This window comes from Spirosoma lituiforme (assembly GCF_054776635.1).
The window spans coordinates 15,208-39,641 of record NZ_BAAHBO010000004.1 but is presented as its reverse complement, the minus strand read 5'-3'; the positions used below and the strand labels follow the sequence as shown (position 1 = coordinate 39,641).

22 protein-coding genes are annotated in these 24,434 nt (G+C 51.7%); 12 read left to right on the top strand and 10 right to left on the bottom strand.

Features of this window, described 5'->3' with window-relative positions:
• Window positions 1–8 precede the first annotated feature (8 nt).
• Window positions 9–1,451: an ArnT family glycosyltransferase gene (locus tag ACYU87_RS15710; RefSeq protein ID WP_461135026.1), complete on the bottom strand. Its 1,443-nt coding sequence runs from the start codon at window positions 1,449–1,451 to the stop codon at window positions 9–11.
• Window positions 1,452–1,606: 155 nt separating this feature from the next.
• Between ACYU87_RS15710 and ACYU87_RS15705 the strand changes: the two genes are divergently transcribed.
• Window positions 1,607–3,217 (top strand): acyl-CoA carboxylase subunit beta, encoded by a 1,611-nt coding sequence (locus tag ACYU87_RS15705; RefSeq protein WP_461135025.1) that lies wholly within the window; start codon window positions 1,607–1,609, stop codon window positions 3,215–3,217.
• 82 nt (window positions 3,218–3,299) lie between these two features.
• On the opposite strand, the gene ACYU87_RS15700 is transcribed toward ACYU87_RS15705, so the two are convergent.
• From ACYU87_RS15700 to ACYU87_RS15670, 7 genes are all read right to left on the bottom strand, one after another.
• Window positions 3,300–3,722, bottom strand: a complete 423-nt coding sequence (locus tag ACYU87_RS15700) for a c-type cytochrome (RefSeq protein ID WP_461135024.1) — start codon at window positions 3,720–3,722, stop codon at window positions 3,300–3,302.
• A 36-nt stretch (window positions 3,723–3,758) separates the two neighbouring features.
• Window positions 3,759–4,346, bottom strand: a complete 588-nt coding sequence (gene gldD, locus ACYU87_RS15695; RefSeq protein ID WP_461135023.1) for a gliding motility lipoprotein GldD — start codon at window positions 4,344–4,346, stop codon at window positions 3,759–3,761.
• A gap of 141 nt (window positions 4,347–4,487) precedes the next feature.
• Window positions 4,488–4,778, bottom strand: coding sequence for a hypothetical protein (locus ACYU87_RS15690; protein ID WP_461135022.1), 291 nt, complete (start codon window positions 4,776–4,778; stop codon window positions 4,488–4,490).
• A 134-nt stretch (window positions 4,779–4,912) separates the two neighbouring features.
• On the bottom strand, window positions 4,913–5,692 hold the full coding sequence (locus ACYU87_RS15685; protein ID WP_461135021.1) for a TIGR00266 family protein: 780 nt from the start codon (window positions 5,690–5,692) through the stop codon (window positions 4,913–4,915).
• Between the two features lie 128 nt (window positions 5,693–5,820).
• Window positions 5,821–6,111, bottom strand: coding sequence for a hypothetical protein (locus ACYU87_RS15680; RefSeq protein ID WP_461135020.1), 291 nt, complete (start codon window positions 6,109–6,111; stop codon window positions 5,821–5,823).
• A 234-nt stretch (window positions 6,112–6,345) separates the two neighbouring features.
• Entirely contained in the window at window positions 6,346–7,878 is a 1,533-nt protein-coding gene (gene gltX, locus ACYU87_RS15675; RefSeq protein WP_461135019.1) for a glutamate--tRNA ligase, read from the bottom strand.
• A gap of 73 nt (window positions 7,879–7,951) precedes the next feature.
• Window positions 7,952–8,320 carry a Rid family detoxifying hydrolase gene (locus ACYU87_RS15670; protein ID WP_461135018.1) on the bottom strand — a complete coding sequence of 123 codons (369 nt, stop codon included), beginning with the start codon at window positions 8,318–8,320 and terminating at the stop codon, window positions 7,952–7,954.
• 189 nt (window positions 8,321–8,509) lie between these two features.
• On the opposite strand from ACYU87_RS15670, the gene ACYU87_RS15665 reads away from it, so the two are divergent.
• From ACYU87_RS15665 to ACYU87_RS15630, 8 genes are all read left to right on the top strand, one after another.
• Window positions 8,510–9,664, top strand: a complete 1,155-nt coding sequence (locus ACYU87_RS15665) for an App1 family protein (RefSeq protein ID WP_461135017.1) — start codon at window positions 8,510–8,512, stop codon at window positions 9,662–9,664.
• A gap of 100 nt (window positions 9,665–9,764) precedes the next feature.
• Window positions 9,765–10,607, top strand: coding sequence for a hypothetical protein (locus ACYU87_RS15660; RefSeq protein WP_461135016.1), 843 nt, complete (start codon window positions 9,765–9,767; stop codon window positions 10,605–10,607).
• Window positions 10,608–10,725: 118 nt separating this feature from the next.
• Entirely contained in the window at window positions 10,726–11,304 is a 579-nt protein-coding gene (locus ACYU87_RS15655) for an RNA polymerase sigma factor (RefSeq protein WP_461135015.1), read from the top strand.
• On the top strand, window positions 11,285–12,928 hold the full coding sequence (locus ACYU87_RS15650; RefSeq protein ID WP_461135014.1) for a hypothetical protein: 1,644 nt from the start codon (window positions 11,285–11,287) through the stop codon (window positions 12,926–12,928). The genes ACYU87_RS15655 and ACYU87_RS15650 overlap by 20 nt, the downstream gene beginning before the upstream one ends.
• 78 nt (window positions 12,929–13,006) lie before the next feature.
• Entirely contained in the window at window positions 13,007–13,516 is a 510-nt protein-coding gene (locus ACYU87_RS15645) for a QcrA and Rieske domain-containing protein (protein ID WP_461135013.1), read from the top strand.
• A 17-nt stretch (window positions 13,517–13,533) separates the two neighbouring features.
• Complete coding sequence (locus ACYU87_RS15640; protein WP_461135012.1) at window positions 13,534–14,220, top strand: hypothetical protein; 687 nt, start codon at window positions 13,534–13,536, stop codon at window positions 14,218–14,220.
• A gap of 4 nt (window positions 14,221–14,224) precedes the next feature.
• Window positions 14,225–14,782, top strand: a complete 558-nt coding sequence (locus ACYU87_RS15635; protein ID WP_461135011.1) for a YceI family protein — start codon at window positions 14,225–14,227, stop codon at window positions 14,780–14,782.
• A 61-nt stretch (window positions 14,783–14,843) separates the two neighbouring features.
• On the top strand, window positions 14,844–16,340 hold the full coding sequence (locus ACYU87_RS15630) for a serine hydrolase (protein WP_461135010.1): 1,497 nt from the start codon (window positions 14,844–14,846) through the stop codon (window positions 16,338–16,340).
• Here the strand turns inward: ACYU87_RS15630 and ACYU87_RS15625 are convergent.
• Together ACYU87_RS15625 and dnaN are read right to left on the bottom strand one after the other, a co-directional pair.
• Complete coding sequence (locus ACYU87_RS15625; protein ID WP_461135009.1) at window positions 16,333–17,553, bottom strand: TCR/Tet family MFS transporter; 1,221 nt, start codon at window positions 17,551–17,553, stop codon at window positions 16,333–16,335. The two genes, ACYU87_RS15630 and ACYU87_RS15625, sit on opposite strands and share 8 nt — an antisense overlap.
• Window positions 17,554–17,668: 115 nt before the next feature.
• The gene (gene dnaN / locus ACYU87_RS15620; protein WP_461135008.1) at window positions 17,669–18,808 is read right to left on the bottom strand and encodes a DNA polymerase III subunit beta; all 1,140 of its coding nucleotides are present in this window, start codon (window positions 18,806–18,808) and stop codon (window positions 17,669–17,671) included.
• A gap of 147 nt (window positions 18,809–18,955) precedes the next feature.
• On the opposite strand from dnaN, the gene ACYU87_RS15615 reads away from it, so the two are divergent.
• The 3 genes from ACYU87_RS15615 (at window position 18,956) to ACYU87_RS15605 (ending at window position 24,363) form a co-directional block, all read left to right on the top strand.
• Complete coding sequence (locus tag ACYU87_RS15615; RefSeq protein ID WP_461135007.1) at window positions 18,956–19,471, top strand: DUF2480 family protein; 516 nt, start codon at window positions 18,956–18,958, stop codon at window positions 19,469–19,471.
• 268 nt (window positions 19,472–19,739) lie between these two features.
• Entirely contained in the window at window positions 19,740–20,636 is an 897-nt protein-coding gene (locus tag ACYU87_RS15610; RefSeq protein WP_461135006.1) for an ABC transporter ATP-binding protein, read from the top strand.
• 79 nt (window positions 20,637–20,715) lie between these two features.
• A complete protein-coding gene (locus ACYU87_RS15605; protein WP_461135005.1) occupies window positions 20,716–24,363 on the top strand; it encodes an ABC transporter permease/M1 family aminopeptidase in 3,648 nt (1,215 codons plus the stop codon).
• Window positions 24,364–24,434: the final 71 nt, after the last annotated feature.

Sequence of the window (24,434 nt, the reverse complement as noted above, 5' to 3'; positions counted from 1 at the left end):
GCGTTATCCTATTGGGTATCGCCAGACTGACGCGCATATATGGTATTCAGTTCATCCTGGAAAACACGTTTGTAAGCACTTATCCGGGCGGGTGTATCGGCAGGAATGTTGTAGTTGGCATCTTTCCCATGACTACTGATAATATACGCTACCCCATTCTGATTGGCGGATTGGAAAAACGCCAGCAGCGATATTTTTTTGTTCGCTCGCTCAGACAAATAATAGTAGGTCAGCCCCTGTATTTTGTAATTATCCATTTGACCAAAGAAAAAATCGATCGGTGCAATGACTTTGGTATTTTTATTGGGCATGTAGCTGGCCAGTAATGCGTTACGGGTTTCTGTGTCAGGTGACGTCTGATTCTCGACTATAACGTCACGGATTTGTATGATAGCCACCAGCGCATAAAAGACAAGCAATATTTTTGCCGTAGTTTTTTGCCATGCCGGTTGTCCCGGAAGATAGGCTACCAGCCAGTGCGCTACTAAAATGGCCAGCCAGGGGACGAATAACAGAAAGTATATATCCGTATCGCTTTTGGTCAATAGCCAGAACGAAGTAATTAACAGCACGGTGTAAAAGAAGAGGGGTTGCGCCAGCCGGATTTTTTTCCGGAAAGCAATCGCGCCTAGTAGCACTAGTGTAGTGAGTGCCGCTTCATTCTGGCTGTGAAAAAACACCTGATGATAGTCAAGCAGAACCGCCAGCTTATCGGACAGATGTAAATTTTCCTGTGTGGCGGGATCATGGAAAAACTGGCTCATCAGTACCGTCATATTACCATCGAGCAGCGCGTCCAGTCCGTAAAGACTAAGGGTTAAGGCTCCGGTTAGCACAAAAAGAAAGGTTGGTCGCCAGCCAGCGTTTCTGACAAGCCAAATGGCGCCAGCAATCAGGTAAATCAGGCCGTTGAGATGCGTCAACGCGGCCAGGCCGCCCAGCATGCCCGCTAAAAGTGCTTTCGGCTGACTGTTTTTTGCTGGTTCCAGCGCAAAATAAGAGGCAAATCCCAGTGCCATACACATCGTTTCCGGACGGTTCACGGACATGAATCGGATCAGCGTTCCACAGCCGAAATACAGCAGTACAGATAACCACTGTTGTTCCCGGGATTCATGTTTACCGTATAGCCACACCAGATAGCCGCCCAGCAAGCCAAAGAATATACTCACCGATTTGCTGGCAGCGACCGAAACGCCGGTAACCGACATAACCAATGCACCGGCATAAATAAATAGCTTATGAAATACGTAAATCCCGTTTTCCCAGCCATTGTACCCACGAAATAGTTCGGAGCGCACTTTCCCCTCTCGTATCAGCCAGAACGATTGTTCCGCAAACCAGGCTTCATCAAAATAGGCTGCCCGATGACAAAAAGTAATCAACAGGGCAACCAACAGTAACAGTAAAGCACTGAGATAACTGTATTTTGGGAAAAGAACGAGCCGCATAGTTGCTGGAATAGTTGAACAAACTTACGAACAGGGCCTATGTTTTAGGTTGAAGACCGTTAAACTTGGGCGAATCGTTACGTTTACTCATGCCAATAACTCAGTTAGTTCAACCGTTTACTAGCTACTATAAATGCCCCAGTCACAACTCCTTTATGCAAACCCTTCTCAACGAACTCGCCACGCGTACCCAACAAACGCAACTCGGTGGTGGACAGAAAAAGATTGACGATCAACACCGAAAAGGCAAATTGACGGCTCGCGAGCGCATCGACTATCTGACCGATGAAGACAAGCCATTCGTCGAGATCGGTTTATTTACGGGCGAGGGGCTATACGCCGAACACGGTGGCTGTCCGTCGGGGGGTGTCGTTGTCGGCATCGGGTACGTATCGGGGCGGCAGTGCGTCATTGTCGCTAACGACGCCACGGTGAAAGCCGGCGCCTGGTTTCCGATTACGGCGAAGAAGAACCTTCGGGCGCAGGAAATCGCGATGGAAAATCGCCTACCCATCATTTACCTGGTCGATAGCGCGGGTGTTTATCTGCCCTTGCAGGACGAGGTTTTTGCCGACAAGGAACATTTCGGGCGCACGTTCCGGAATAACGCCCAACTGTCGGCGATGGGTATTTTACAGGTTGCAGCCATCATGGGGAGCTGCGTAGCGGGTGGTGCCTACTTGCCTATTATGTCCGATGAAGCCCTGATTGTAGAAGGGACAGGCTCCATATTTCTGGCAGGCCCTTACCTGGTCAAAGCGTCCATCGGCGAAGATGTCGATGCCGAAACGCTTGGCGGAGCGACTACGCATACGGACATCTCGGGTGTGGTTGACAATAAGTATCCTGACGACAGGAGCTGTCTGGAGGCCATCAAGCGTATTTTCGATAAAGTTGGTCATCAGGAAACGGCTGGCTTTGATCGCATTGCCCCGGTCGCACCCGCTAAACAGCCGGCTGATATCTACGAAATCCTCCCTGCTGACCGCGTAAAACCGTACGACATGCAGGAAATTGTGGATAGACTTGTGGATAACTCCGAATTCGATGTGTACAAACCCGGTTACGGCCAGTCGCTTCTCTGCGGTTATGCACGGATCGATGGCTGGGCCGTTGGTATTGTGGCTAATCAGCGGAAAGTTGTGAAGGCGAAAGGCCGAACCGGACAACCCACGGAAATGCAGATGGGCGGGGTTATTTACGGTGATGCTGCTGACAAAGCCGCCCGGTTTATTATGAATTGCAATCAGAAACGGATTCCGCTGGTTTTTTTGCAGGATGTATCCGGCTTTATGGTTGGGAGTCGGGCGGAGCAGGGCGGTATTATTAAAGACGGCGCCAAGATGGTCAGCGCAATGGCTAACTCAATAGTCCCTAAGTTCACGGTCGTTATCGGCAACAGTTACGGAGCGGGTAACTACGCCATGTGCGGCAAAGCATACGACCCTCGTTTGATGCTCTCGTGGCCAACAGCGCAGATGGCCGTTATGAGTGGCGCTTCTGCCGCGAAAACGTTGCTTCAGATTCAGGTAGCCTCCCAGAAGGCGAAAGGAAGTCCGATGACGCCCGAAGAAGAACAGGCTCAGCTGAAAAAGATTACGGATCAATACAACGCGCAACTGTCGCCGTATTACGCGGCCGCCCGGCTCTGGATCGATGCCATTATTGATCCTATTGACACCCGAAAAATTCTGTCTGAAGGGATTTCGGCCGCCAACCACGCGCCCATTACGAAGCCGTTCTCCGTGGGCGTAATTCAGACGTAGTGTTGTAAATAAAAAACTGCAGAGGCCACGGTCCACGGGGAAACTGGATTAATTTATCCTCTGTGATTCGATTCTTGACAGATTACTTCCCCCGCACCATTTTCACTTCATCAGTGGTGACGGCTTCGGCTTTGTTGCCAAAATTGCTGCGGATGTAGGTGAGCACATCGGCAAGTTGCGTATCGTTCAGAAAGTCGTGGGCGGGCATGGCATTGTCGTACATATCGCCTTCGATTTCCTGGCCTTGCAGACCTTTCAACAGCACATTAATCAGTCGGGTCTTGTCGCCCAGCACCCAGTCTGTTCCGCGTAAAGGCGGGTTCAGGTTAGGAACGCCTGAGCCGTTGGCCTGATGGCAGGTCAGGCAGTTCTGCTCGTACACAAGCTGCCCCGGCGATTTAGTCGCTGCTACGGACTTAGTAGCCGGTTTGGCTGCGGGCTTCTTGGTTTGGGCAACAGCCGCGGAGAAAGACAAACAAAGCAGTAAGGCAATAATTGATTTCATAACTTGAGTAGAGAATACTTGATAAGGAAAGAGGACTTATTTGCGCCATTTCAGCGTATTCAGCATATGCATAATATCGTTGCGAATATACTGAATGGCTGGCTGGAGCGAATCGTTTTCCGTAGCGGTGTTGAAGTACAAAGCGCCCCGCAGAAAATGGGCCGTTGAATCGGTCGTGATAAACTGCACCTGACTGGGAACCTCGCCACCCAGGTCGATCACACTGGCTTCCAGTCCTGACTTCAACTGAACACGTCGCTCCTCAAATACCGCAGCTTTGATTTTGTGTCGGGCCGCCAGTTTGTACGAATCGTCGAGCATAGCCCGGAGCCGGTTCATATCGTTCCGAACAGGCTTGTAGGTCAGTTGAACGCTGGCCTTGAACATCGGGTAATTGATGAAAATCCAGTCCGGTTCCGAGTGGGCAAACGAGTCAGGCAGAATACGGGCAATGGCGTTATACTCAAACTGATAAGGATGCGTCGGGGCCAGTAACGTATAACGGGGTGTTGGCAGGTCGAAACGAGGAAATCCTTTTGGTTTCGGCACATAATTATCGGACGACTTATCACCGCAGGCCGCCAGGAGAAGCCCGGTTAACAGAATGAACGAGTGCTTTATCACAACTTTGTGTAGCCTGAACGGCGGTATCTGGGTATCGAATTAGACAGGTCATAGAGCCGGACATAGCCGCCCGGGCTACATCAAAACGCAGAAGCCCGGCGATTTCGTGCCGGGCTGCGTGTAAAGTCTAGCGAATGTCAGTTAAGCATTTACATCTTCCAGTTCTTCCTTCATAACGGGCTGTCCCATCAACGTCGCAAACCGATTGACGTTGAACGTCGGCTCGAACCACACTTCGCCCATTACAGGGTGTTTTACAGGCACATCGGGATTTTTGATTTCGTTGAGCAACACGCCCGTATCGCCGGTTGTATGGCGTTTTACCTGCCGGATTGTGTACATCTGGTCGCGTTTGGGTGTCTGGATACCAAACTCAGCGTAAAAGGCTAGTACGGGTGCGGGAAAATTGTCGTTTGTGCAAATAACTTCCATCTGTCGGAACGGTCTGAACCTGAATTTGTCAAATTTTTATGGGTAACATGATTTAGACAGAAAATGTCCTTGAACTCAGCTGAAAATTAATTTTCCTGCCTTACTGACCAGCTACAGGAGTGGCTTTGGCATGCCTAGCTCTCAAACAAGTTTCCCAATTGACCAAGTACGGAGCCGCTTTCCTTATTGGCCTGCCCACCGCCCGGCGATAGCCGTTGTACCAGTTTGGAAATCGGCATCGATTGGATCCAGACTTTCCCCGAGCCTCGCAATGTAGCCAGAAAAAGCCCTTCCCCGCCAAATACCATGCTGCGCAGGCCACCCGCCCGCTGGATGTCGAAGTTGATACTCGGTTCGAAGCCAACGACACAACCCGTATCGACACGCAGCGTTTCATTGTTCAGCGTTCGTTCAACCACAACGCCACCAGCATGGATGAATACCATACCGTCACCCTGTACTTTTTCGAGGATGAATCCTTCGCCACCGAAGAAGCCAGCGCCTAATTTCTGGTTAAACTGAATGCTCAGTTTGGTACCCAAAGCCGCACACAGGAAAGCGTCTTTCTGAACAATGAGCGTATTTCCGTACACGTTAGCCATGTTGACGGGCATAATCGTGCCCGGATAAGGAGCCGAAAAAGCCACCTTTCTTTTGCCTATACCCCGGTTGGTAAAGTGCGTCATGAAAAGCGACTCACCCATTACCATCCGTGATCCCGCCTGCAACAGCTTACCCAGAAATCCCTGATCGGGCTGGGAGCCATCACCCATTTTGGTTTCAAAAGTGATACCATCTTCCATAAACAGCATCGAGCCTGCTTCGGCAATAACGGTCTCGTTGGGGTCCAGCTCTATCTCAACGATCTGAATATCTTCACCAATAATCTTGTAGTCGATTTCGTGCGCGTACATGGTCGGGTTTGGTTGGTTTATCTACTAAATAATGGACGAAAACTAATAAATGAAAGGCAGTTTATGCATAGGTTATCTGACGAACGGCACAAAAAAAGCCCGACCGGGCGTTTTAGCAGGTCGGGCTTCTACCGTTGATTAATGTCATCGGGTAAATCATTGTCGGTCTCGTCGAACAAATGGTCGTCGTCAGGTTTATCGTCCTGATCGTCCGCCTTGGCATCACCTTTCAAATTCAGGTCAGTGCGATGGCGAAGCTTTTTATCATCAACAGTTTTGTTCAGAAACTGATTGATCTTGTCAATGTCGAAGCTCGTCGTTATTTCGCCGAACGAGTTTATCTGAATATCGAAACCTTCGAGTTCTTTATGAACGCGAGGCTTGTCGTTCTCATCGGGGTTTGTCTTTTTCTTGGCCATGCGTTTTGTCGTTTGCTGTAAACCTATAAGACCGAAACGTTGGTCTGGCTTATAGGTTTAAAAAATTAACTGACATCTACATTAATTCACCGTGGTACATCTGTTCCGGCACTTTTGTCAGTCCGACGACAGGAGAAAGCTTATTGGTTGCTAATGTTCAGGTAAAGATAATTTAACTGATCTGCCGTGCAGATTCCTCCCATCGTTGGAATAACAAAAACGTACATCATACCTCTATTTCAACGTGTTTAGCGCTTTTTCCAGCCGGTCAATTGTTTCGGCCTTGCCAATGATTTCCATCGTCAGCATCAGGTCAGGACCCGCCCCGGAACCCGTTAAGGCAACGCGCATGGCCTGCATGATTTTACCCTGTTTGATGCCCGCCTGCTGCATCGCATCGCCGAGCGTATGCTTGATGTCTTCGGCCACAAATGCCCCGTCAAAGGATTGTAAGGCATCCCGGAAAACAGTCACGGCCCGTTTCGCGTCCTCATTCCATTTGGCGGCCACAATGGCTTCGTCGTAGGTTGTTGGGGCGTTGAAAATGGTACCCGCTTCGGTGAACAGTTCGTGAGCGAAATTGACGCGTCCTTTAAGCAGGGCCGCAATTTTTTCTGCCTTCTCCAGGGAGCAGGTCAGTCCGGCGGCTTCGGCCTGTTGCTGAACGGCAGGAGCCAGGGCGGCATCGGGTTGCTGCCGAATGTACTGGTGGTTGAACCATTGCGCCTTCTGAATATCGAACCGCGCGCCGGCTTTGTGCACCTGCGAAATGTCAAAACTCGCAATCAGCTCGTCCATTGTGAACAATTCCTGCTCTGTTCCGGGGTTCCAGCCCAGCAACGCCAGAAAGTTGATGGTCGCTTCGGGCAGGTAGCCATCTTCACGGAAGCCCCGGGCCACCACACCCGTAAAGGGGTCGGTCCATTGCAGGGGAAATACCGGAAAACCACCCAGATCGGCATCGCGTTTGCTGAGCTTGCCGTTGCCTTCGGGTTTGAGCAGCAGCGGCAGGTGGGCAAACTGCGGCATGGTGTCTTCCCAGCCCAGGTACCGGTACAGCAATACGTGCAACGGCGCCGATGGAAGCCATTCTTCACCCCGGATAACGTGGGTAATTTCCATCAGATGGTCATCCACAATGTTGGCCAGGTGATAGGTTGGCAAGCCGTCCGATTTGAGAAGAACCTTATCGTCGATGGCCGACGAATGGACGTTCACCCAGCCCCGGATAAGGTCGTTGAGCCGTACTTCTTCCTTACGGGGTGTTTTCAGGCGGATAACGAACGGCTCTCCGGCATCCATCCGCGCTTTAACCTCCTCCGGCTTCATGGTCAGGGAGTTGCGCATCTGCATCCGGGTAATGGCGTTGTACTGGGCTGCCGGTGCATTGGCTTCTTCGAGCCGTTTCCGCATGGCATCCAGTTCTTCGGCCGTATCGAATGCGTAATAAGCTTTGCCCTCATCAATTAAACGCTGGGCTTCTTTCTGGTAAATTTCCCGGCGCTCCGACTGACGGTAAGGCGCGTGTGGACCAGAGGGTGCCCCCTGCCCTTCATCAATTTCGATACCAACCCAGCGCAGGGCTTCCAGAATGTAGTCTTCTGCACCGGGTACGAAACGATTCTGGTCGGTATCTTCGATCCGCAGAAGCATTTTTCCACCCATTTTCCGGGCGAACAGGTAATTATAAAGCGCAGTACGCACTCCGCCGATGTGGAGCGGGCCGGTTGGGCTGGGCGCGAAACGAACGCGAACGGGTCTTGACATGGGAAAATATAAAGAGCGAAAGAGCGAAAGAGTGAGAAGGCGATTGGCTTAGCACCGCTCTTTCGCTCTTTCACTATTGAACAGCTATTACGGAAATTTCGACATTGACATCTTTGGGCAGGCGGGCTACCTCAACGGTTTCACGAGCGGGCGGGTCGACGGTGAAGAACTGGCCATATATTTCATTGATAGCGGCAAAGTTGTTCATGTCTTTGACGAAAATACTGCTCTTCACCACGTTGGTGTAATCCATATCGGCGGCTTTCAAGATGGCACCAATATTTTCCATCACCTTCTTTGTCTCAGCCTGAATATCGCCGTTGGGGGCTAACTCAATGGCGACCTGACCCGAAACGAACAGGGTGCCATTAATCTTAACTGCCTGACTATAAGGTCCAATCGGAGCCGGAGCCTGGTCGGTATAAACAATTTGTTTGCTCATGGTTTTTAATGATGATCGTTGGCAATGGCAGAACGCGGGTGTCAGTTACTGACAGACTACGATCAACTGTCTGCCGACAAGTAAATTGTCTGCAAGTTATCACTAAACCCCCGGATGGCCGAAAATCAGGGAATCATCTTCACGAAAAACGATTTTTGGTCTCACCATACCCACTGATTTATACTACTTATGTCTTTTCTGAACGAGTTTTTGACAAATGCATCGGCTGATGCCGAAAACCAGTTTGATCGGCTCAAAAGCCGTCTCTTCGGCCGTCTCGACGCCAGTAAACCTTACCGTATCGTCTATTACCGGGGTTTTGGTAGCCCAACGACGGTCTGGCTATCAGGCCGGGTATTGCGTCAGCGGGATTTGAGTACGCCCAGCGATCAGGATACCTTCTGGCAAAATCTGCTGGCAACGTACCAGCGGTTTGGCAGTCGGGAAGTGCCCGGCGTAACGGTGCGGGTGGAGGCTTTCGGGCAAACGCATACCGTTGTCACGAACGAAGATGGGTTTTTCGAAGCAACGATCAATCCACCCAACGATTTGCCGCCGGGCCGGGCATGGTTTCCGGTGCGTTATTCGCTGGATGGTGTTGAGCAACCCGCCACGGAACTGAACGAAGGAAAGGGCAATCAGTCCGTTGAAAAAGAAGGGTACGTCATGATTTCGCCCCCGTATAGCCAGTTCGGGGTTATTTCCGATATTGACGACACGGTGTTGGTAACCGATGCGACCAATCTACTCCAGACCGCTAAACTCACGTTTCTGGGCAATGCCTACACTCGTTTGCCCTTTGCGGGCATTGCGGCCTTTTACCGGGCGCTGCAGAGTGGCCCCCAGACAACCCTCTTCAATCCGATTTACTTCGTGTCGAGCAGCCCCTGGAATCTGTATGACCTGCTGGTCGATTTCTTCCGAATTCAGGGCATTCCCAAAGGGCCTATTTTACTCCGCAATCTCGATTTAAGCGCCAAATTACTTTCGTCCGGCGGGCATCATACCCATAAGCTGTCGATGATCCGTAAAGTGCTGGATGTAAATCCGAAACTGCCATTTGTGCTGATCGGCGATAGCGGGCAGCAGGATCCTGAAATCTATTCGCAGGTGGTGCGCGATAATCCGGGACGAATTCTGGCCGTGTACATCCGCGACGTATCGACCGATCAGCGCGACGAAGCCGTTCGCGAACTCATCCGGACGACGGAAGCGTATAACGTGCCTATGATGCTCGTATCCGATACCGTTGCCGCTGCTGAACACGCGGCTTCGCTGGGCCTGATCGACCCCGATACCATCCCCGAGATTCGGGCGGACCGGCGTGCCGATGAAGAAAACTAATCTTTTTTTTGCTGCCTACGCAACCCGTTTCAGAAACCGCCCGTATTGACGAACGAACCGGTTCAACTGTTCTTGTTTACCATTTAACACAGTTGATAAAATGAAACGAATCGTACACGTCAATCGCTCCCTTGTGGCAACGCTCATGCTGGTTGTAGCCTTGTTTGGGTGCAGTAAAGAAAATCCGGTCACCGTCTCATCCGATGTTGCTGTCAATAGTTCATCGGTCGGCAACGTAATGACGGGTGAAGGAGGGAAAACACTTTATTTTTTTGCTGGCGATGTGGCTGGTGATGCTACCTGTTCGGGAACCTGCCGGGACAACTGGCCTATTTTTTATAAAGAAACGCCAACACTTGGCTCCGGTCTGAAGAGTAGTGATTTTGGTACCATAACCCGGACCGACGGGAGTAAACAGACGACCTTCCGGGGATGGCCGCTGTACTACTTCAAGAATGATGCGAAAGCCGGCGACGTACTCGGCGATAAGGTTGGGAACGTCTGGATGGCGGCCAAAACGAATTACACAGTTATGGTTGCTTCCCGCCAGCTTGTTGGCAATGACAGTAAAAATTATACCTTCGACACCAAAGAAGGAACGGGAAATTCCCTGTTTCTGGTCGATAGCGTGGGCCGTACGCTCTATGCCTACGCATTCGACAAGAACAATGTGAATAAATATACCAAGGCCGATCTGAGTAATGAGGCTACCTGGCCCATATTTGTGACATCGACCACCATTGGTGAGATTCCGTCGGTACTGGACAAAAACGATTTCAAAACGATTACGTCCGTCGGTAAAACGCAGCTAACGTATAAAGGCTGGCCGCTTTACTATTTCGGCCCCGATCAGGCTACTCGCGGAAACACAAAAGGCGTTAGCGTGCCCCGGCCGGGTGTCTGGCCCGTGGTAAACACGACCTCGCCCGTTGCTCCGAATTGAGTGGACAGCGATCGGCTGATGGCTCTGCCTGCTTGTTCACGAATGTGTCCGGTTAACGAGCAGGCAGACGGGCCAACGAGCTGTAAACCGGAAATGGTATTTTATAAAACAGGTTACTTTGTCCAACACGCCTAACATACCTGCTTTAACCGACCTGCTGGCTGGCTGCCTGCGCAACCAGCGGAAAAGTCAGGAACTGCTTTATCGGCAGTTCTATGGGTATGCCATGAGCATTTGTTTACGCTATGCGCCCACGCGGGAGGGAGCGGTGGAAGTACTGAACGATGGTTTTCTGAAAGTATTTACCCGGTTGGACCAGTACGATTCAGCGCAGCCGTTTAAAGGCTGGCTCCGGCGTATTTTAATCAATGCGGCCATCGATCATTACCGGCAGGAGGTGCGTCATCATCACCATGAGACTGTTGAACCACTTGAACCGATCGTCGCTTCCGAATCGGCCGATGCGTTTAGCCAATTGGCCCACGAAGAACTGATGGGCCTGATCCAGCGGTTGTCGCCCGCTTATCGGCTAGTGTTTAATTTATATGTTATGGATGGATTCACGCACGAGGAAATTGCCGGGCAACTCGGCATTTCAGTGGGCGCGTCGAAGTCGAATCTGGCCCGGGCACGGGAGAACCTACGCTTATTTCTAAAGCGCTTAAATAACGATGAGTATGTCAGAGCTAACCGATGACCAATTGGACGGGCTCTTCAGAAAGTCGGCTGAAGAGTTTGATCCTCCATTCGATCCGGCAGCCTGGCAGGACATGAAAACCCGGCTGGATTCGCACGATCGACCGACGCCCGGCGGTACACCGCCGTGGAAAAATTTACTTCGCTGGGGATTGCCTGTTGGTTTGCTTCTGCTGACCATGGCTGGTTTGTATATGTATCTTCGTGAGGCTGGCCGTCGTGATTCTTCGCTGGCTAAAGGCGTTGCGACGCAATCCACCAATGCCCATACAGGTACTCAGCCTGAAGTAGCCAAAGCAGCTCCACAACGGCCAGTTGCTGACAAACAGCCGTTAACCAATACAGCCGCTGCACCATTAACAGCGGCTGTACCGCCAGCCGCTGGACCGTCAGCCATATCAGTTGACCCAACTCAACAATCAACTCGGCTGACGAAGCCCGTAGGGGAGCCACCCAGTGTGGCCGCCAAACCCGCTGAATCCGTCAATAAACCGGATGGGTTTACGAGTCGGAATGGGGAAATGACTCCGTCAACAACTACCGATGAAACGAACAAGCCTTCCGTTGCGTACAGGCAAAAAAGAAGCTCAACGAAGAGGGAATCCATACCAACCGATCAGGCATCAACTATCTCCGTGGAGCGATCCGTGGCCGAGACGAATGGTGCAAAAAGGACCAGGCAACGAACGGGTACAGTAATAGCAAAATCATCAAGAAGAAATAAGGTGACGCGGAATAGCCAAACGCATCTGATGACGAATGGTGCGTTTGGCTCCACAGGACTTGAAAAGCGATTGTTAAAAACGGCCTTTGATAATGATCAACCGGCTACAACGAAACGTGGAGAACACGCTGACCAGCCTATAATTGAGCAGCCGGAGCGGGCCGGATTGCCGGACGTTCGCGCATTGACAATCCGGCCCGCCAACTGGCCAATGGCGTTGGCATTTACGAATCGCGTGGTCGATGCACCGCCGGTTGAAACGGAGCCAATGGCCGTTGTCCCAACCCCACCGATGGAGAAAGGGCTAAGCGTTCGGCTGGCCATCGCTCCCGATTTGAGTTCGATCGGGCTGCGGAATTTTGCCCGGCCGGGTACCAATGTGGGGGTACTACTGGAGTACCGGCTGGCTCCGCGCTGGAGTGTGCAAACGGGTATTATTCAGAGCACAAAAATTTACAGAGCCTCGGCAACGGACTATGAGTTGAGCGATTATTACAAAAAGGGCGCGTATACGATTCCGCAGGGCGCTGATGGTCAGTGTAAGATGTTGGATATTCCACTCAATATACGGTATGACATTCTGTTGAGGCCAAGAGCCGATGGGCGGTTACCAAACCGATGGTTTATTACCGGGGGAGTAACGAGTTATATCATTGAAAGAGAGAAATACGTTTACCAATACACCGGATATGTACACAAGGCAATTCCGGACTGGAGCGGCAAGAGCGATAGCTACGGATTCAGCCAGTTAAACCTGTCTGTTGGTTACGAACGGGCTTTAACAAAGCGGCTGTCCTGGCAAGTAGAGCCATTTATCAAAATGCCGCTTAAGGAAGTAGGCTATCTCAAACTCAATCTGTTAAGCACAGGTACTTTTTTCTCAATCCGGTACAAATTATAGTCTCCTTTGAATGTCCTTGTTACCTAATACTGAAAATAAATTATTGTTACTACACGAAATAAACTGATCAAACAACCGATGAAAAGCAATCCGACGACCGACCAAATGAACCGTGGCGACTTTCTGCGCAGCCTGGGTATGAGCAGTGCCGCCCTGATGGCCTTTTATTGTATGGGAACCACGCTTACCTCCTGCTCAAAAGGTAGTACCGAAGATCCTACCCCCACACCAACCACCGGAACGGGAATAACGGGCAACGCAGATTCGGCCGCTGGAACGGTTAATTACACCCTCAATCTGACGGATGCGAACTACAGCAAACTGAAAACGGTGGGGCAATACGTGATCGTCGGCAGTACACTGGTAGCGAAGGTGCAGAATGGTAGCCTGATTGCGCTGTCTAAAGCCTGTACGCACCAGGGCACTACAGTAGAGTACCGGGCTGGCTCCGATGATGTTTACTGTAGTAATCATGGTTCCGCATTTACAACGGCGGGTGCCGTGAAAGTAGGGCCGGCTACCAAAGCACTGACCCAGTACACAACCACATTGAGCACAGACGGGAACAGTTTGACCGTCAAGGCGTAACCGCTAATCACCACCCGATGAAATACCTCTTTTTTGCCGCATTGATGTTCCTTGGTGCGGATGCGCTACAGGCGCAGGATTCGACCGCCGTGCGCCGGGATACCACCATTGCGCCACCGACAACGGATGCATCCGCCACGGATCTACTGGCGGGACTGACCGATTCGACGGAAGCCAAGCCGGATTTGCTGCCGCATAAAATGATCTTTACGCAGCGGGCGTTCTGGGGACCAAAAGGGTTACTTCGGGCCACGAATATCGCTCCCCTGACGCCCGAAGGACGCGCTCGTGAACTGAAAGTCCGGCGCACGATGCTCGTTGCCCACCAGATTGGGGGCTTCGTTACATTGGCCGGTTTTATCGCGCAGGGCATTATTGGCGCGAAACTGTATAACGCGAAAGGCCAGGACTATGTCGATACGAAAAAGTGGCACGAACGGTCGGCTACGTTTATTAACATTACGTATGGCACAACGCTGTTGCTCTCGTTAACGGCACCACCGCCGGTGGTGGGTGCCCGGAAAGGATTCACGACGATCAAGCTCCACAAGTACCTCGCCATTGTTCACCTGACGGGTATGGTCGCCACGAATGTACTGGCGCACATGATCCAGACTAACGAAAGCCTGAAACCCTACCACCGGGCGGCTGCCTACACTACATTTGGCGCGTACGCGGCTTCGATTCTGGCCATAACCTTTTAAGAACATGAACACATTCATTAGATACAGCTGCTGGGCAGCTATCGGTATTCTGTGTGCTTTTGTTAGTCCGTTGGCCAAACGGAAACTAGTGGCCGACAAAGCCCTGTCGACCGTAACGTATTCCGCCAAGCACCCGCTGCACAAGTGGGATGGCGTAAGTCATGACGTCAACTGCGCGCTCATTTACAACGACGAGACGAAGCAGCCCGAAATGGTCGCCGTATCGCTTAAAGTTGCTTCGTTCGACAGCGATAACAACAACCGCGACTCGCACGCGATTGAGGTGCTTGAAGGGTTGAAATACCCCAACGTAACCTTCGTCAGCTCGGACGTGAAAGCCGGTGAAAATGGCGCGATAACAGCCAAAGGTACGCTTACGTTTCATGGCGTAGCCAGGCCCGCAACCTTGCAGGCGACCCGCAAAGAGGCCGGCGGGAAAATGACCCTAGCAGGTGAATTTCCGGTAAGCCTGACGGAGCATAACATTGAACGCCCGTCGCTCATGGGCCTGAAAACGGAGGATGCTATGGTTCTTCGGTTCAACGTCGTCTTTGCTTTATGAATATATTGCGTAGTCAGCGGTGTACCAACTGCCTGGCTACGCACTCTATTCATTTTCCTTCATGCGAAACGTACTTCTACTCCTACTGGTAAGTACTACGTTTACGGCGTTGGCGCAAAAGCAGCTTTCCGCCAGACAGATTCAGGAATTCGATGCCTACGTAGAGGCCGCCCGGAAACAATGGGACGTGCCGGGTCTCTCGATTGCTGTTGTAAAGAATAATCAGGTCGTCTTTAAGAAAGGGTATGGCGTACGCGAACTGGGCAAGCCCGAACGCGTGGATACACAGACGCTGTTTGCCTGCGCATCGACTACAAAGGCGATGACCGTTGCCCTCATTGGAATACTTGTCGATGAGGGAAAACTCGCCTGGAACGATCCGGTTTCCAGATACCTGCCCGAACTTCAGTTGTACGATCCGTACGTAACCCGTGCGCTGACCATTCGTGATCTGCTCATTCACGATACGGGGGTTGGCAGTACGGATTTCATGACGGGTGCCATGACTATTCCCGCCAATGAGATGTTCCGGCGGATGGCCCTGGTGAAACCGAGTTACCCGTTCCGGGCCGGGTTCGTTTACCAGAATACGTTTTATTCAGCCGCGGGCCGGATCATTGAGCGGATTGTGGGCAAAACGTGGGCTGAAGCAGTGAAGGAGCGGATTTTTATACCATTGGGTATGCTCCGTACCGCACCCAAACGCGGCTACATCACCGATGCCAATCTGACAAAACCTCATTATCGAATCAACGATACCATCAGGGTAATTGAGTACGGTGCCGACAGTGAAGTTGGCTCGGCGGGGGCGGTCTGGTCATCGGCCGATGACATAAGCAAATGGGTTATCTGCATGCTCGACAGCAGCAAATACAGTGGTGGGCGTCTGCTAAAACCCGAAACCTGGACCGAGATTTTTACGCCCCAAACCTTTTTTCCGGAAGACGAATATCCGACCATGCAACTACTGAAACCCAACTGGCGTACGTATGGCTTGGGTTGGTATCAGCACGATTACAGAGGCAAAAAAGTGAACTTCCACACGGGTAGTCTGGCTGGTCTGACCGCCATAACCGGGCAGTTGCCCGAGGAGAAACTGGGCGTTTACATATTCGGAAACTACGACCACGCCGAAGTGCGACACGCGCTGATGTACAAAACCTTCGACTGGTTTGCGCTGGGCGGCAACCGCGATTGGAGCGCCGAGTTTAAAACGCTCTATTCGAAGCTTAGGGAAGATGGTAAAAAGTCTCAGGAAAGTTTCTATCGTAAGCGAGTCCCCAATACGTCGCCGTCCCTGCCGCTCAGTCAATACGCCGGAACGTACACGAGCGCACTGTATGGCAACGTCGAAGTGAGTGTTGCAGGCAACCAGTTGGCGTTCAATGTAAATGACAATGCGCTGCGAGCAACCCTGCCACATTGGCATTACGATACCTTTTATGGCTCCTTCCAAAAAGCCTGGTATGGTAAGGTCAGCGCGCAGTTTACGCTAAGTACCCTGGGTAAAGTCGATGCGCTGGTTTTTGATGGGATGGACTTCCGTAAGGTCAACTAGCGGCCAGGCTACGATTCAGGCCACGCCGGGACAGGAAAGCGCTGATTACCACCAGCACAGATGCCAGGTAGAAGGGAGCTCCGGGCAAGTAGATCGGGGCAGCTGGCGACGTAAAATAGGAAAACAGATTCGTCATGATAAGGGGCCCAAAAATGGATGTTGTACTGGTTAAACTAGTCAATGCCCCCTGCAATTCGCCCTGTTCGTTGGCTGGTACCTGGTTGGAGATAATGCCCTGAATGGACGGACCGGCAATACCGCCCATCGCATAGACCATCATGAACGCAAACATCATCCAGCTTTGCGTGGCGATGGCAAATAGCAGAAAACCAACCGCGCTGAACATAAGACCAATATAAACCGACCGTTGCTGACCCAGTTTCGGAATAATGATCCGGCTCAGGCCACCCTGCACAATGGCAAACGATAAGCCAATGGCGGCCAGCGACAGGCCAACAGTTTTCTCATCCCACTTGAATTTCTCCATTGAGTAGAACGTCCACGTGCCCTGCACGGCAAAGCCAGCTACATAAACTAGCACCAGCGACGCCACCAGCCCCAGAATAACCGGGTATTTGCCCAGTCGCATCAGTGAGCCGATCGGATTTGCCCGGCGCCAGTTGAAGGGGCGTCTGTTTTCGGGGGCAAGCGACTCCGGCAGAATGAAAAAGCCGTATAGAAAATTAACCATGGTGAGTCCGGCCGCTACAAAAAACGGCACCCGCGGGCCATATTGCCCTAAAAAACCACCAGCCGCCGGACCCAGAATAAAGCCCACGCCAAAAGCCGCCCCGATCAGACCGAAGTTCTGCGCCCGCTTTTCGGGGGTGCTGATGTCGGCAATGTAGGCGGTGGCGGTGGTGAAACTGGCTCCAGTGACACCAGCCAGCAAACGACCAACAAAAAGCCATTCGATGGTGGACGCAAAGCCCTGAAGTATATAGTCGAGGCCAAAGCCGAACAGGGAGAAGAGCAACACGGGCCGACGCCCGAAACGGTCGCTCAGACCGCCCAGAATAGGCGAGAAAAGAAACTGCATACCAGCATAGGCAAACGACAGCCAGCCGCCCCAGCTGGCTGCCTGGCTAATGTTGCCGTGGATGAGCTGTTCGATTAACTTCGGAAAAACCGGGATGATAATGCCAAGCCCCGTTACGTCAATGAGGAGGGTGATGAAAATGAAAACAAGGGCGGGAGCCGTACGGTTTTTCATAAAGAGGAAAGAAGTTGGGAGTGAGGAGCGAGGAGTGAGAAGTTGATGACGCATTTAAACAGACGCACCAGAAACTTCTCACTCTTCGCTCCTCACTCCCAACTCCTTAAAAAAACTAAGCGTATGTATTCAACATCACGGGCATAACCAGCATCAGGATGTCTTCATTTTCTTCTTTATCCGCCGGAATGAGCAGACCCGCGCGGTTTGGAGCCGACATTTCAAGCGAGATCATTTTGGCGCTCAGGTTGCTTAATACTTCAGCCATCAGTTTGGCGTTGAAGCCAATTTCCATCGCGTCGCCGTCGTAATCGCAGAGGAGCTTCTCGTTGGCCTCGTTGGAATAATCGAGATCTTCGGCCGAAATCGTTAACGAGTTCGTTTTGAGCGATAAACGGATCTGGTGCGTAGTCCGGTTGGCATAAATCATGATCCGCTTTAGTGAGTTAAGCAGATCGGTTCGGCCAATGGTCATTACATTTGGGTTGTTGGTCGGAATTGCGTTTTCGTAGTCCGGGAACCGCTCATCGATTAACCGGCAGATCAACTGGGTCGGGCCGAAACTAAAGGAGGCATTGGCCTGGCTGAACTCTGCCGTAACAGGTACATTTTCGGGCAGCGACGCCTTTAATAACTGAAGCGCTTTCCGCGGAATGATGATCGATGTGCTGGCCGACGAGTTGAGGTCGGTCCGGCGGTACCGGATAAGCCGGTGTCCGTCCGTAGCGACAAACGTGGCATTGTCTTCATTCAGTTGCAGCAACACCCCCGTCATGGCTGGGCGCAGGTCGTCGGTGCTGGTGGCGAAAACGGTGTTGTTGATGGCACCAAGCAGTACGTCGGACGTCATATCGACCGACATATTTTTGTTAACCGTCGGCAGCTTAGGAAAATCAATCGGGTTTTCGCCGGAGAGTTTGTACCGACCATTATCCGTCAGAATTTCAGTACCAAACGTTTCGGTATCGATATTGATCGTAACGGGTTGCTCGGGCAAGCTACGGAGCGTATCCAGCAGGAGTTTCGCCGGGATGGCAATGGCACCGCCTTCGCTGGCTTCTACCGGAATCTGCGTTGTCATGGTTGTTTGCAGGTCCGAAGCGGTTACGGTAAGTGTCCCGCCAGCTGCGTCATCGCCTATATCAATGCGAAACAGGAAGTTTTCGAGGATAGGTACGATCGGGTTCGTCGCCACGACGCCGTTGATGTGCTGCAGGTTTTTCAGCAGCACAGAGGAGGAAACTATAAATTTCATGGGAGAAATGTCTAAGGCTTTGTGCAATCGTATATGAGAACAAAAGTAGCGAAAAAAAGTGGGTAATTTCGAGACGGGGCTTCGTATTTGGGGAGGAAGGAACGGGCTACCGCCGGTCGCTGTTTACAGAATACTATCTAGAAAATTATGGAAGCCGAAATCGTGAATCGTGTCGCCGGTAGTGGCCTTGTTACGCTTGATCTGGAAGACTATTACCACCCTGGCGAACGTGTCGTTTATGACCTGAAAGACAACCTGTACATGGGGTTGATACTGAAAGAGAAAGACTTTCGGGCTTTTTTGAAAGAACACGACTGGCGTCAGTACGCTGGTAAGAACGTGGCCATTACCTGTACCGAAGATGCTATTGTGCCAACCTGGGCGTATATGCTCCTGACGTTGCAGCTGCAACCGGTTGCGCACACCGTCGTGTTCGGTACGCTGGCTGATCTGGAAGAAAAGCTCTACTACGACGCCATTGCCGCCATTCAGCCCGAAGACTATCGGGATGCCCGTGTGGTGGTGAAAGGCTGCTCTAAAGTACCCGTGCCAACGGCCGCATACGTCGAGGTTACCCGGGTATTGCGTCCTGTGGTGCAAAGCCTGCTTTTTGGGGAACCCTGCAGTACGGTGCCTCTTTACAAACGCCCGAAACATGCGTAGATACCAGTATGATCCGGCTAGTTGCCAGCGCAGGATTTTATAATCAATACCGACCAGCCACAACGTATTTCTGTATTTCCAGTAAGCGGGGCCCCAACGATTTAGTTTGTTGGGGCCCCGCTTTATATATAAATTTCTCGGGTGCTGCAGTAGTGCCAAGCCTTCCAGCGCAGATAATGACCGCCTGCGAAAGTTTAACTGGGTTTTAGGCAGCTTTTACCTTATTTGCCTATTATCCCTACAAACCAAACCCTCACCTGTCTCCTGTATGCAACTCGAAATTAAAGACCTCACAAAAACGTATTCCAACGGTGTCCGGGCGCTGAAAGGTGTTAGCCTGACTATTTCGCAGGGGATGTTCGGCTTGCTTGGCCCCAACGGCGCGGGCAAATCGAGCCTGATGCGCACCATTTCCACTTTGCAGGAAGCCGATAGCGGCAGCGTTCGCCTGACAGGGCTGGACATGGACCTGGATGTGCTGACGCAGAAAGATGCCGTGCGTCGGGTGTTGGGGTATTTGCCGCAGGAGTTCGGGGTGTACCCGCGCGTAACAGCGGAGACCATGCTCGATCATATTGCCACGCTCAAGGGTATTGCCAACAGCCGCGAGCGAAAAGATATTGTGGAGGGCCTGTTGCAGAAGGTCAATCTATACCAGGTTCGCAAGAAAAATCTGGGTACTTATTCGGGCGGAATGAAACAGCGTTTCGGCATTGCGCAGGCGCTCATCGGTAACCCGCGACTCATTATTGTTGACGAACCAACGGCTGGCCTGGACCCTGCCGAACGCAACCGGTTCCATAATCTGCTCTCCGAAATTGGGGAGAACACCATCGTTATTCTGTCGACGCACATTGTGGAAGACGTAACGAACCTCTGTTCCGATATGGCGATCATCTGCCTTGGTGAAGTGGTCGCTGCGGGCAATCCGAATGACCTGGTAACCGACCTCAACGGAAAAATCTGGCAAACATTTGTTGAGAAGTCGGAGATCGATACGTATCGGAAAACCCACCGGGTTATATCGACCCAGCTTAAAGGTGGCAAAACCCGCCTGCACGCTTATAGCGATGTGCCACTGGCCAACTTTGAGCCGGTTTCTCCCGATCTGGAGGATGTATACTTCGCCAAGATTACCGAGAAAATGGATGTGGTTACCGTATGATTCGCTTTCCGAGGTCCGTGAAGACACGAACCACGGAAATGAATTTTCTCCTCCTCGCTCCTAATACTACCTAATATCCATGTTTCTCGAAATAGTCAAATTTGAACTAGCGTATCGGCTGAAAAGGCCCGCTACGTATCTCTACGCCCTCATTTTGTTTCTGTTTACGTTTCTCTTTGTCATTTACGGAAACGGGCCTGCGTCGGAGAAAACAAATATTAATTCCCCTTATGCTATCAGCCAGTTTGTGATTGTGCTGACCATTTTTGGGATGCTGGTGGCCTCGGCCGTGATGGGCGTGCCCGTTTACCGGGACATCGAACACAATACCAAAAATTACTTCTTCACCTTCCCCATCACCGAACGGGGCTACATTCTGGGCCGGTATCTGGGTTCTTTTGTGGTGCTGCTGGGCATTATGGCCGTCGGCATGCTGGGTATCGCCGTTGGTTCGCTGTTGGGGCCTGTCTTTAATCTAGCCGATAATACCGAGCGCTTTGGGCTCATTCGGTTTCGCGACTACGCCTATCCGTTCGCGTTGTTCGTCGTGCCAAACATGTTTTTGGTGGGCAGCATTTTCTTTAGTCTGGTCGCCTTTTCTCGTCAGGTGTTTGCCACCTATGCCGGCAGTATTCTGCTGTTCATTGCTTACCTGCTTGGCTCGACATTATCGCAGGACCTGGAAAATAAGCAGCTTGTCAACCTGCTTGATCCCTTCGGTTCGTATGCCTACGATGCGGCTACCAAATACTGGTCGCCGGTGGAGCAGAATACACTGCTGGCTCCGCTGGAAGGGGATTTGCTGACGAATCGGCTTATCTGGTTCGGGGTAGCGCTGCTCGTCTTTTTCGGAACGCTGGTGCGGTTCAGCTTTTCGCGTTTTCTGGCGGTTAAGCTGGGCAAGCGGCAGAAAGATGAGGTGGTGGGTCAGGGTGTTCCATCTCTGGCGAGTTTACCCGTACCAACGCCTGTTTTTCAGACCAGTACGTATGTCCAGCAGATGTTTCGGCAGGCCCGCATCGAGTTCGGAAACATTATTCGCGATCCGTACTTCATTGCTATTCTGCTGGGTGCGGTGTTATTCCTGTTTCTGGATGGCTGGTTCGGGATAGAAACCTACGGGACACCGTCGTTGCCGACCACGTACACCATGCTCGAAGCCCGCAACGGTACGTTTTTCTTTTTTGTCCTCATTGTGCTGATCTTTTACACGGGCGAGGTTGTTCACCGCGACAAGGTTGTCCATTACGATACCATTGCCGATGCGTTGCCCGTACCCGACTGGATGAATTACGGAGCCAAACTGCTGTCGATGATTTACATCTGTCTGCTGCTTTGTGCCCTCATTCTGGTGTCGGGTGTGCTGAACCAGACGGTGAAAGGGTATTTCAACTACGAGTTCTCGCTCTACTTCCGCGATCTGCTGGGTATCGCCTTTACGCAGTATTTTCAGCTGGTAATGCTGGCCTTTTTCGTGCACACAATGGTCAATCAGAAATTTGTGGGGCACATCGTTACGCTGGCGGTTTATATCGTTATCTGGGCGGTGCCGCAATTCGCCGATTTCAATTACAAGCTGGCTATCCCGTTTTCGGGTGGGGGTGTTCAGATTTCGGACATGAACGGTTTCGGGCATTACCTGGCCAGCCTGGCTTCCTTCCGGCTCTACTGGTATGCCTTTGGCGGCTTGCTACTGGTGCTGGCGCTCTGGTTCTGGAACCGTGGTGCCGATACCGGTTTCAGCGCCCGCTGGCAGCTGGCCCGCCAGCGAATGGGTAGGGGTTCGGTGGCCTTGTTTGCAGTATTTCTGCTCGCCTTCGTGAGTATGGGCGCCTGGATTTACACGAACGTAAGCGTAAAAAATCGGTACTATTCCATTGATGAACAGCGCTACCAACAGTCAACGACAGAGAAGCTGTACGATCGGTATGCTGCCGTTCTACAGCCTAAAATTACCAGCGCTAATGTAAACATCGATGTCTACCCGGATGAGTTTAAAGCCGTGGCTACGGGTAAATTCAGCATGGTTAACAAAGGCAGTGCCCCCATCGATTCGCTGCATTTAAGCATCCCGAACGATAACTTCCATCGACAGCTGACGAAACTGCTGATAGACGGAAAAGCCCCCAAACGTGTTCTGAACGATACATGGCTCGGGTATTATATTTATCGACTACCCAAACGACTTAATCCGGGTGATACCGCTCGGCTGGAAATGGACGTGATGGGGCAATATGTCGGCTTTGCCAACAGTGGCGATAGCCGGGATGTGGTTGCCAACGGAACCTTCTTTAACGTCAATATTTTCCCTGGTTTCGGATATAACGAGGCAGGTGAGTTGACCAGCGACAAATACCGGAAAAAATATGGACTGCCGATAAAACAGTGGACGGCTCCTGCGCAGAACGACCCGCGCGGGTTACGCGATTTTCTGTTTACCGACGATGCTGACTGGGTCACCTTCGAAGGGACCATTTCGACCACACCGGACCAGACCGCTATTATGCCCGGCCAACTCCTGAAAACCTGGACGAAGAACGATGCCAGCGGTAAACCCCGCACGTATTTTCAGTACAAGCTACCCGGCTTCTCCGATTATTTCTTCAGCATGTGCTCCGCCAACTATGCGGTCAAACGCGATACCTGGACGGGTGCTGATGGGAAGTCGGTGGCGTTGGAAGTCTATCATCATCCCGGCCACGACAAAAACATCGACCGGTTTGTGGCCAGCATGAAAGCGTCACTGTCGTATTATACCAAAAACTTTGCGCCCTATCCGTACCCGGTCTTGCGTGTGCTGGAGTTTCCGCGCTATGCCTCTTTTGCCCAGTCGTTTCCAACAACGGTTCCGTACTCGGAGGAGTTTGGCTGGGTCGGTGACTTCCACGACCCCAATAAAACGGACTATGCGTATTACGTAACGGCCCACGAGGTGGCGCACCAGTGGTGGGGCCATCAGATTATGCCCAGCCGAACGCGCGGGGCCAACCAGATCTCGGAAACGATGGCCGAATATTCTGCCTTAATGGTGCTTAAGCAGCGTTACGGAGCCAATGCCATGCCTAAGTTTTTGAAGTACAGTCTGGACAGGTATCTGCGCGGTCGGGCCAATGAAGATAAATTCGAGGCCAATATGCTCGACAACGATACCCGTTCGTATGTCTGGTACCAGAAAGGGTCGATGCTGATGTATGCCCTTCAGGATTACATTGGCGAAGATCGGGTCAACAAAGCCATGAACGACTACATGAAAGCGGCCCGATTCCGTCAGAAAGCGCCCTTTACCACCTCGCTGGAATGGTACAGCTTCCTGAAATCCGCTACCCCCGACTCCCTGAAGCCCTGGCTAACGGATAACTTCGAGAAACTGACGCTCTACGACAACCGCATCACCAAAGCCGAAGCAAAATCACTCGGCAACGGTCAGTATCGGGTCACGATGCACGTTCGCACGATGACAGAATACTACGACAAAGCAGGCAAGGAAATAAGTAAGGGCAAGGGACCCGTTATTGCCGATATTGCGGTGCTGACCGATGATGGCAAAAACAAAGATGGTCTGACGACCAAGGTGCCTCTCCTGATTCAGAAACGCAGCCTGCTGCCGGGCGAGCATGTCATTGAGGTAACCGTAAAAGGCAAACCCGTAAAAGCCGGAATCGACCCCTACAACAAACTGATCGATCGCGTTTCGGATGACAACCTCGTGAAGGTCGATCTGCTTTAGGTGTATGATTTCCTGACTACGTTGAACGGCCCGCTAGACAAAATAGAACAGCGGGCCGTTTGGGTATTAAT

Coding starts and splice junctions, on each gene's coding strand:
- ACYU87_RS15710 (WP_461135026.1), bottom strand. CDS start 1,451: ATGCGGCTCGTTCTTTTCCCAAAATACAGTTATCTCAGTGCTTTACTG.
- ACYU87_RS15705 (WP_461135025.1), top strand. CDS start 1,607: ATGCAAACCCTTCTCAACGAACTCGCCACGCGTACCCAACAAACGCAA.
- ACYU87_RS15700 (WP_461135024.1), bottom strand. CDS start 3,722: ATGAAATCAATTATTGCCTTACTGCTTTGTTTGTCTTTCTCCGCGGCT.
- ACYU87_RS15690 (WP_461135022.1), bottom strand. CDS start 4,778: ATGGAAGTTATTTGCACAAACGACAATTTTCCCGCACCCGTACTAGCC.
- ACYU87_RS15685 (WP_461135021.1), bottom strand. CDS start 5,692: ATGTACGCGCACGAAATCGACTACAAGATTATTGGTGAAGATATTCAG.
- ACYU87_RS15680 (WP_461135020.1), bottom strand. CDS start 6,111: ATGGCCAAGAAAAAGACAAACCCCGATGAGAACGACAAGCCTCGCGTT.
- gltX (WP_461135019.1), bottom strand. CDS start 7,878: ATGTCAAGACCCGTTCGCGTTCGTTTCGCGCCCAGCCCAACCGGCCCG.
- ACYU87_RS15670 (WP_461135018.1), bottom strand. CDS start 8,320: ATGAGCAAACAAATTGTTTATACCGACCAGGCTCCGGCTCCGATTGGA.
- ACYU87_RS15665 (WP_461135017.1), top strand. CDS start 8,510: ATGTCTTTTCTGAACGAGTTTTTGACAAATGCATCGGCTGATGCCGAA.
- ACYU87_RS15660 (WP_461135016.1), top strand. CDS start 9,765: ATGAAACGAATCGTACACGTCAATCGCTCCCTTGTGGCAACGCTCATG.
- ACYU87_RS15650 (WP_461135014.1), top strand. CDS start 11,285: ATGTCAGAGCTAACCGATGACCAATTGGACGGGCTCTTCAGAAAGTCG.
- ACYU87_RS15645 (WP_461135013.1), top strand. CDS start 13,007: ATGAAAAGCAATCCGACGACCGACCAAATGAACCGTGGCGACTTTCTG.
- ACYU87_RS15640 (WP_461135012.1), top strand. CDS start 13,534: ATGAAATACCTCTTTTTTGCCGCATTGATGTTCCTTGGTGCGGATGCG.
- ACYU87_RS15635 (WP_461135011.1), top strand. CDS start 14,225: ATGAACACATTCATTAGATACAGCTGCTGGGCAGCTATCGGTATTCTG.
- ACYU87_RS15630 (WP_461135010.1), top strand. CDS start 14,844: ATGCGAAACGTACTTCTACTCCTACTGGTAAGTACTACGTTTACGGCG.
- ACYU87_RS15625 (WP_461135009.1), bottom strand. CDS start 17,553: ATGAAAAACCGTACGGCTCCCGCCCTTGTTTTCATTTTCATCACCCTC.
- dnaN (WP_461135008.1), bottom strand. CDS start 18,808: ATGAAATTTATAGTTTCCTCCTCTGTGCTGCTGAAAAACCTGCAGCAC.
- ACYU87_RS15615 (WP_461135007.1), top strand. CDS start 18,956: ATGGAAGCCGAAATCGTGAATCGTGTCGCCGGTAGTGGCCTTGTTACG.
- ACYU87_RS15610 (WP_461135006.1), top strand. CDS start 19,740: ATGCAACTCGAAATTAAAGACCTCACAAAAACGTATTCCAACGGTGTC.
- ACYU87_RS15605 (WP_461135005.1), top strand. CDS start 20,716: ATGTTTCTCGAAATAGTCAAATTTGAACTAGCGTATCGGCTGAAAAGG.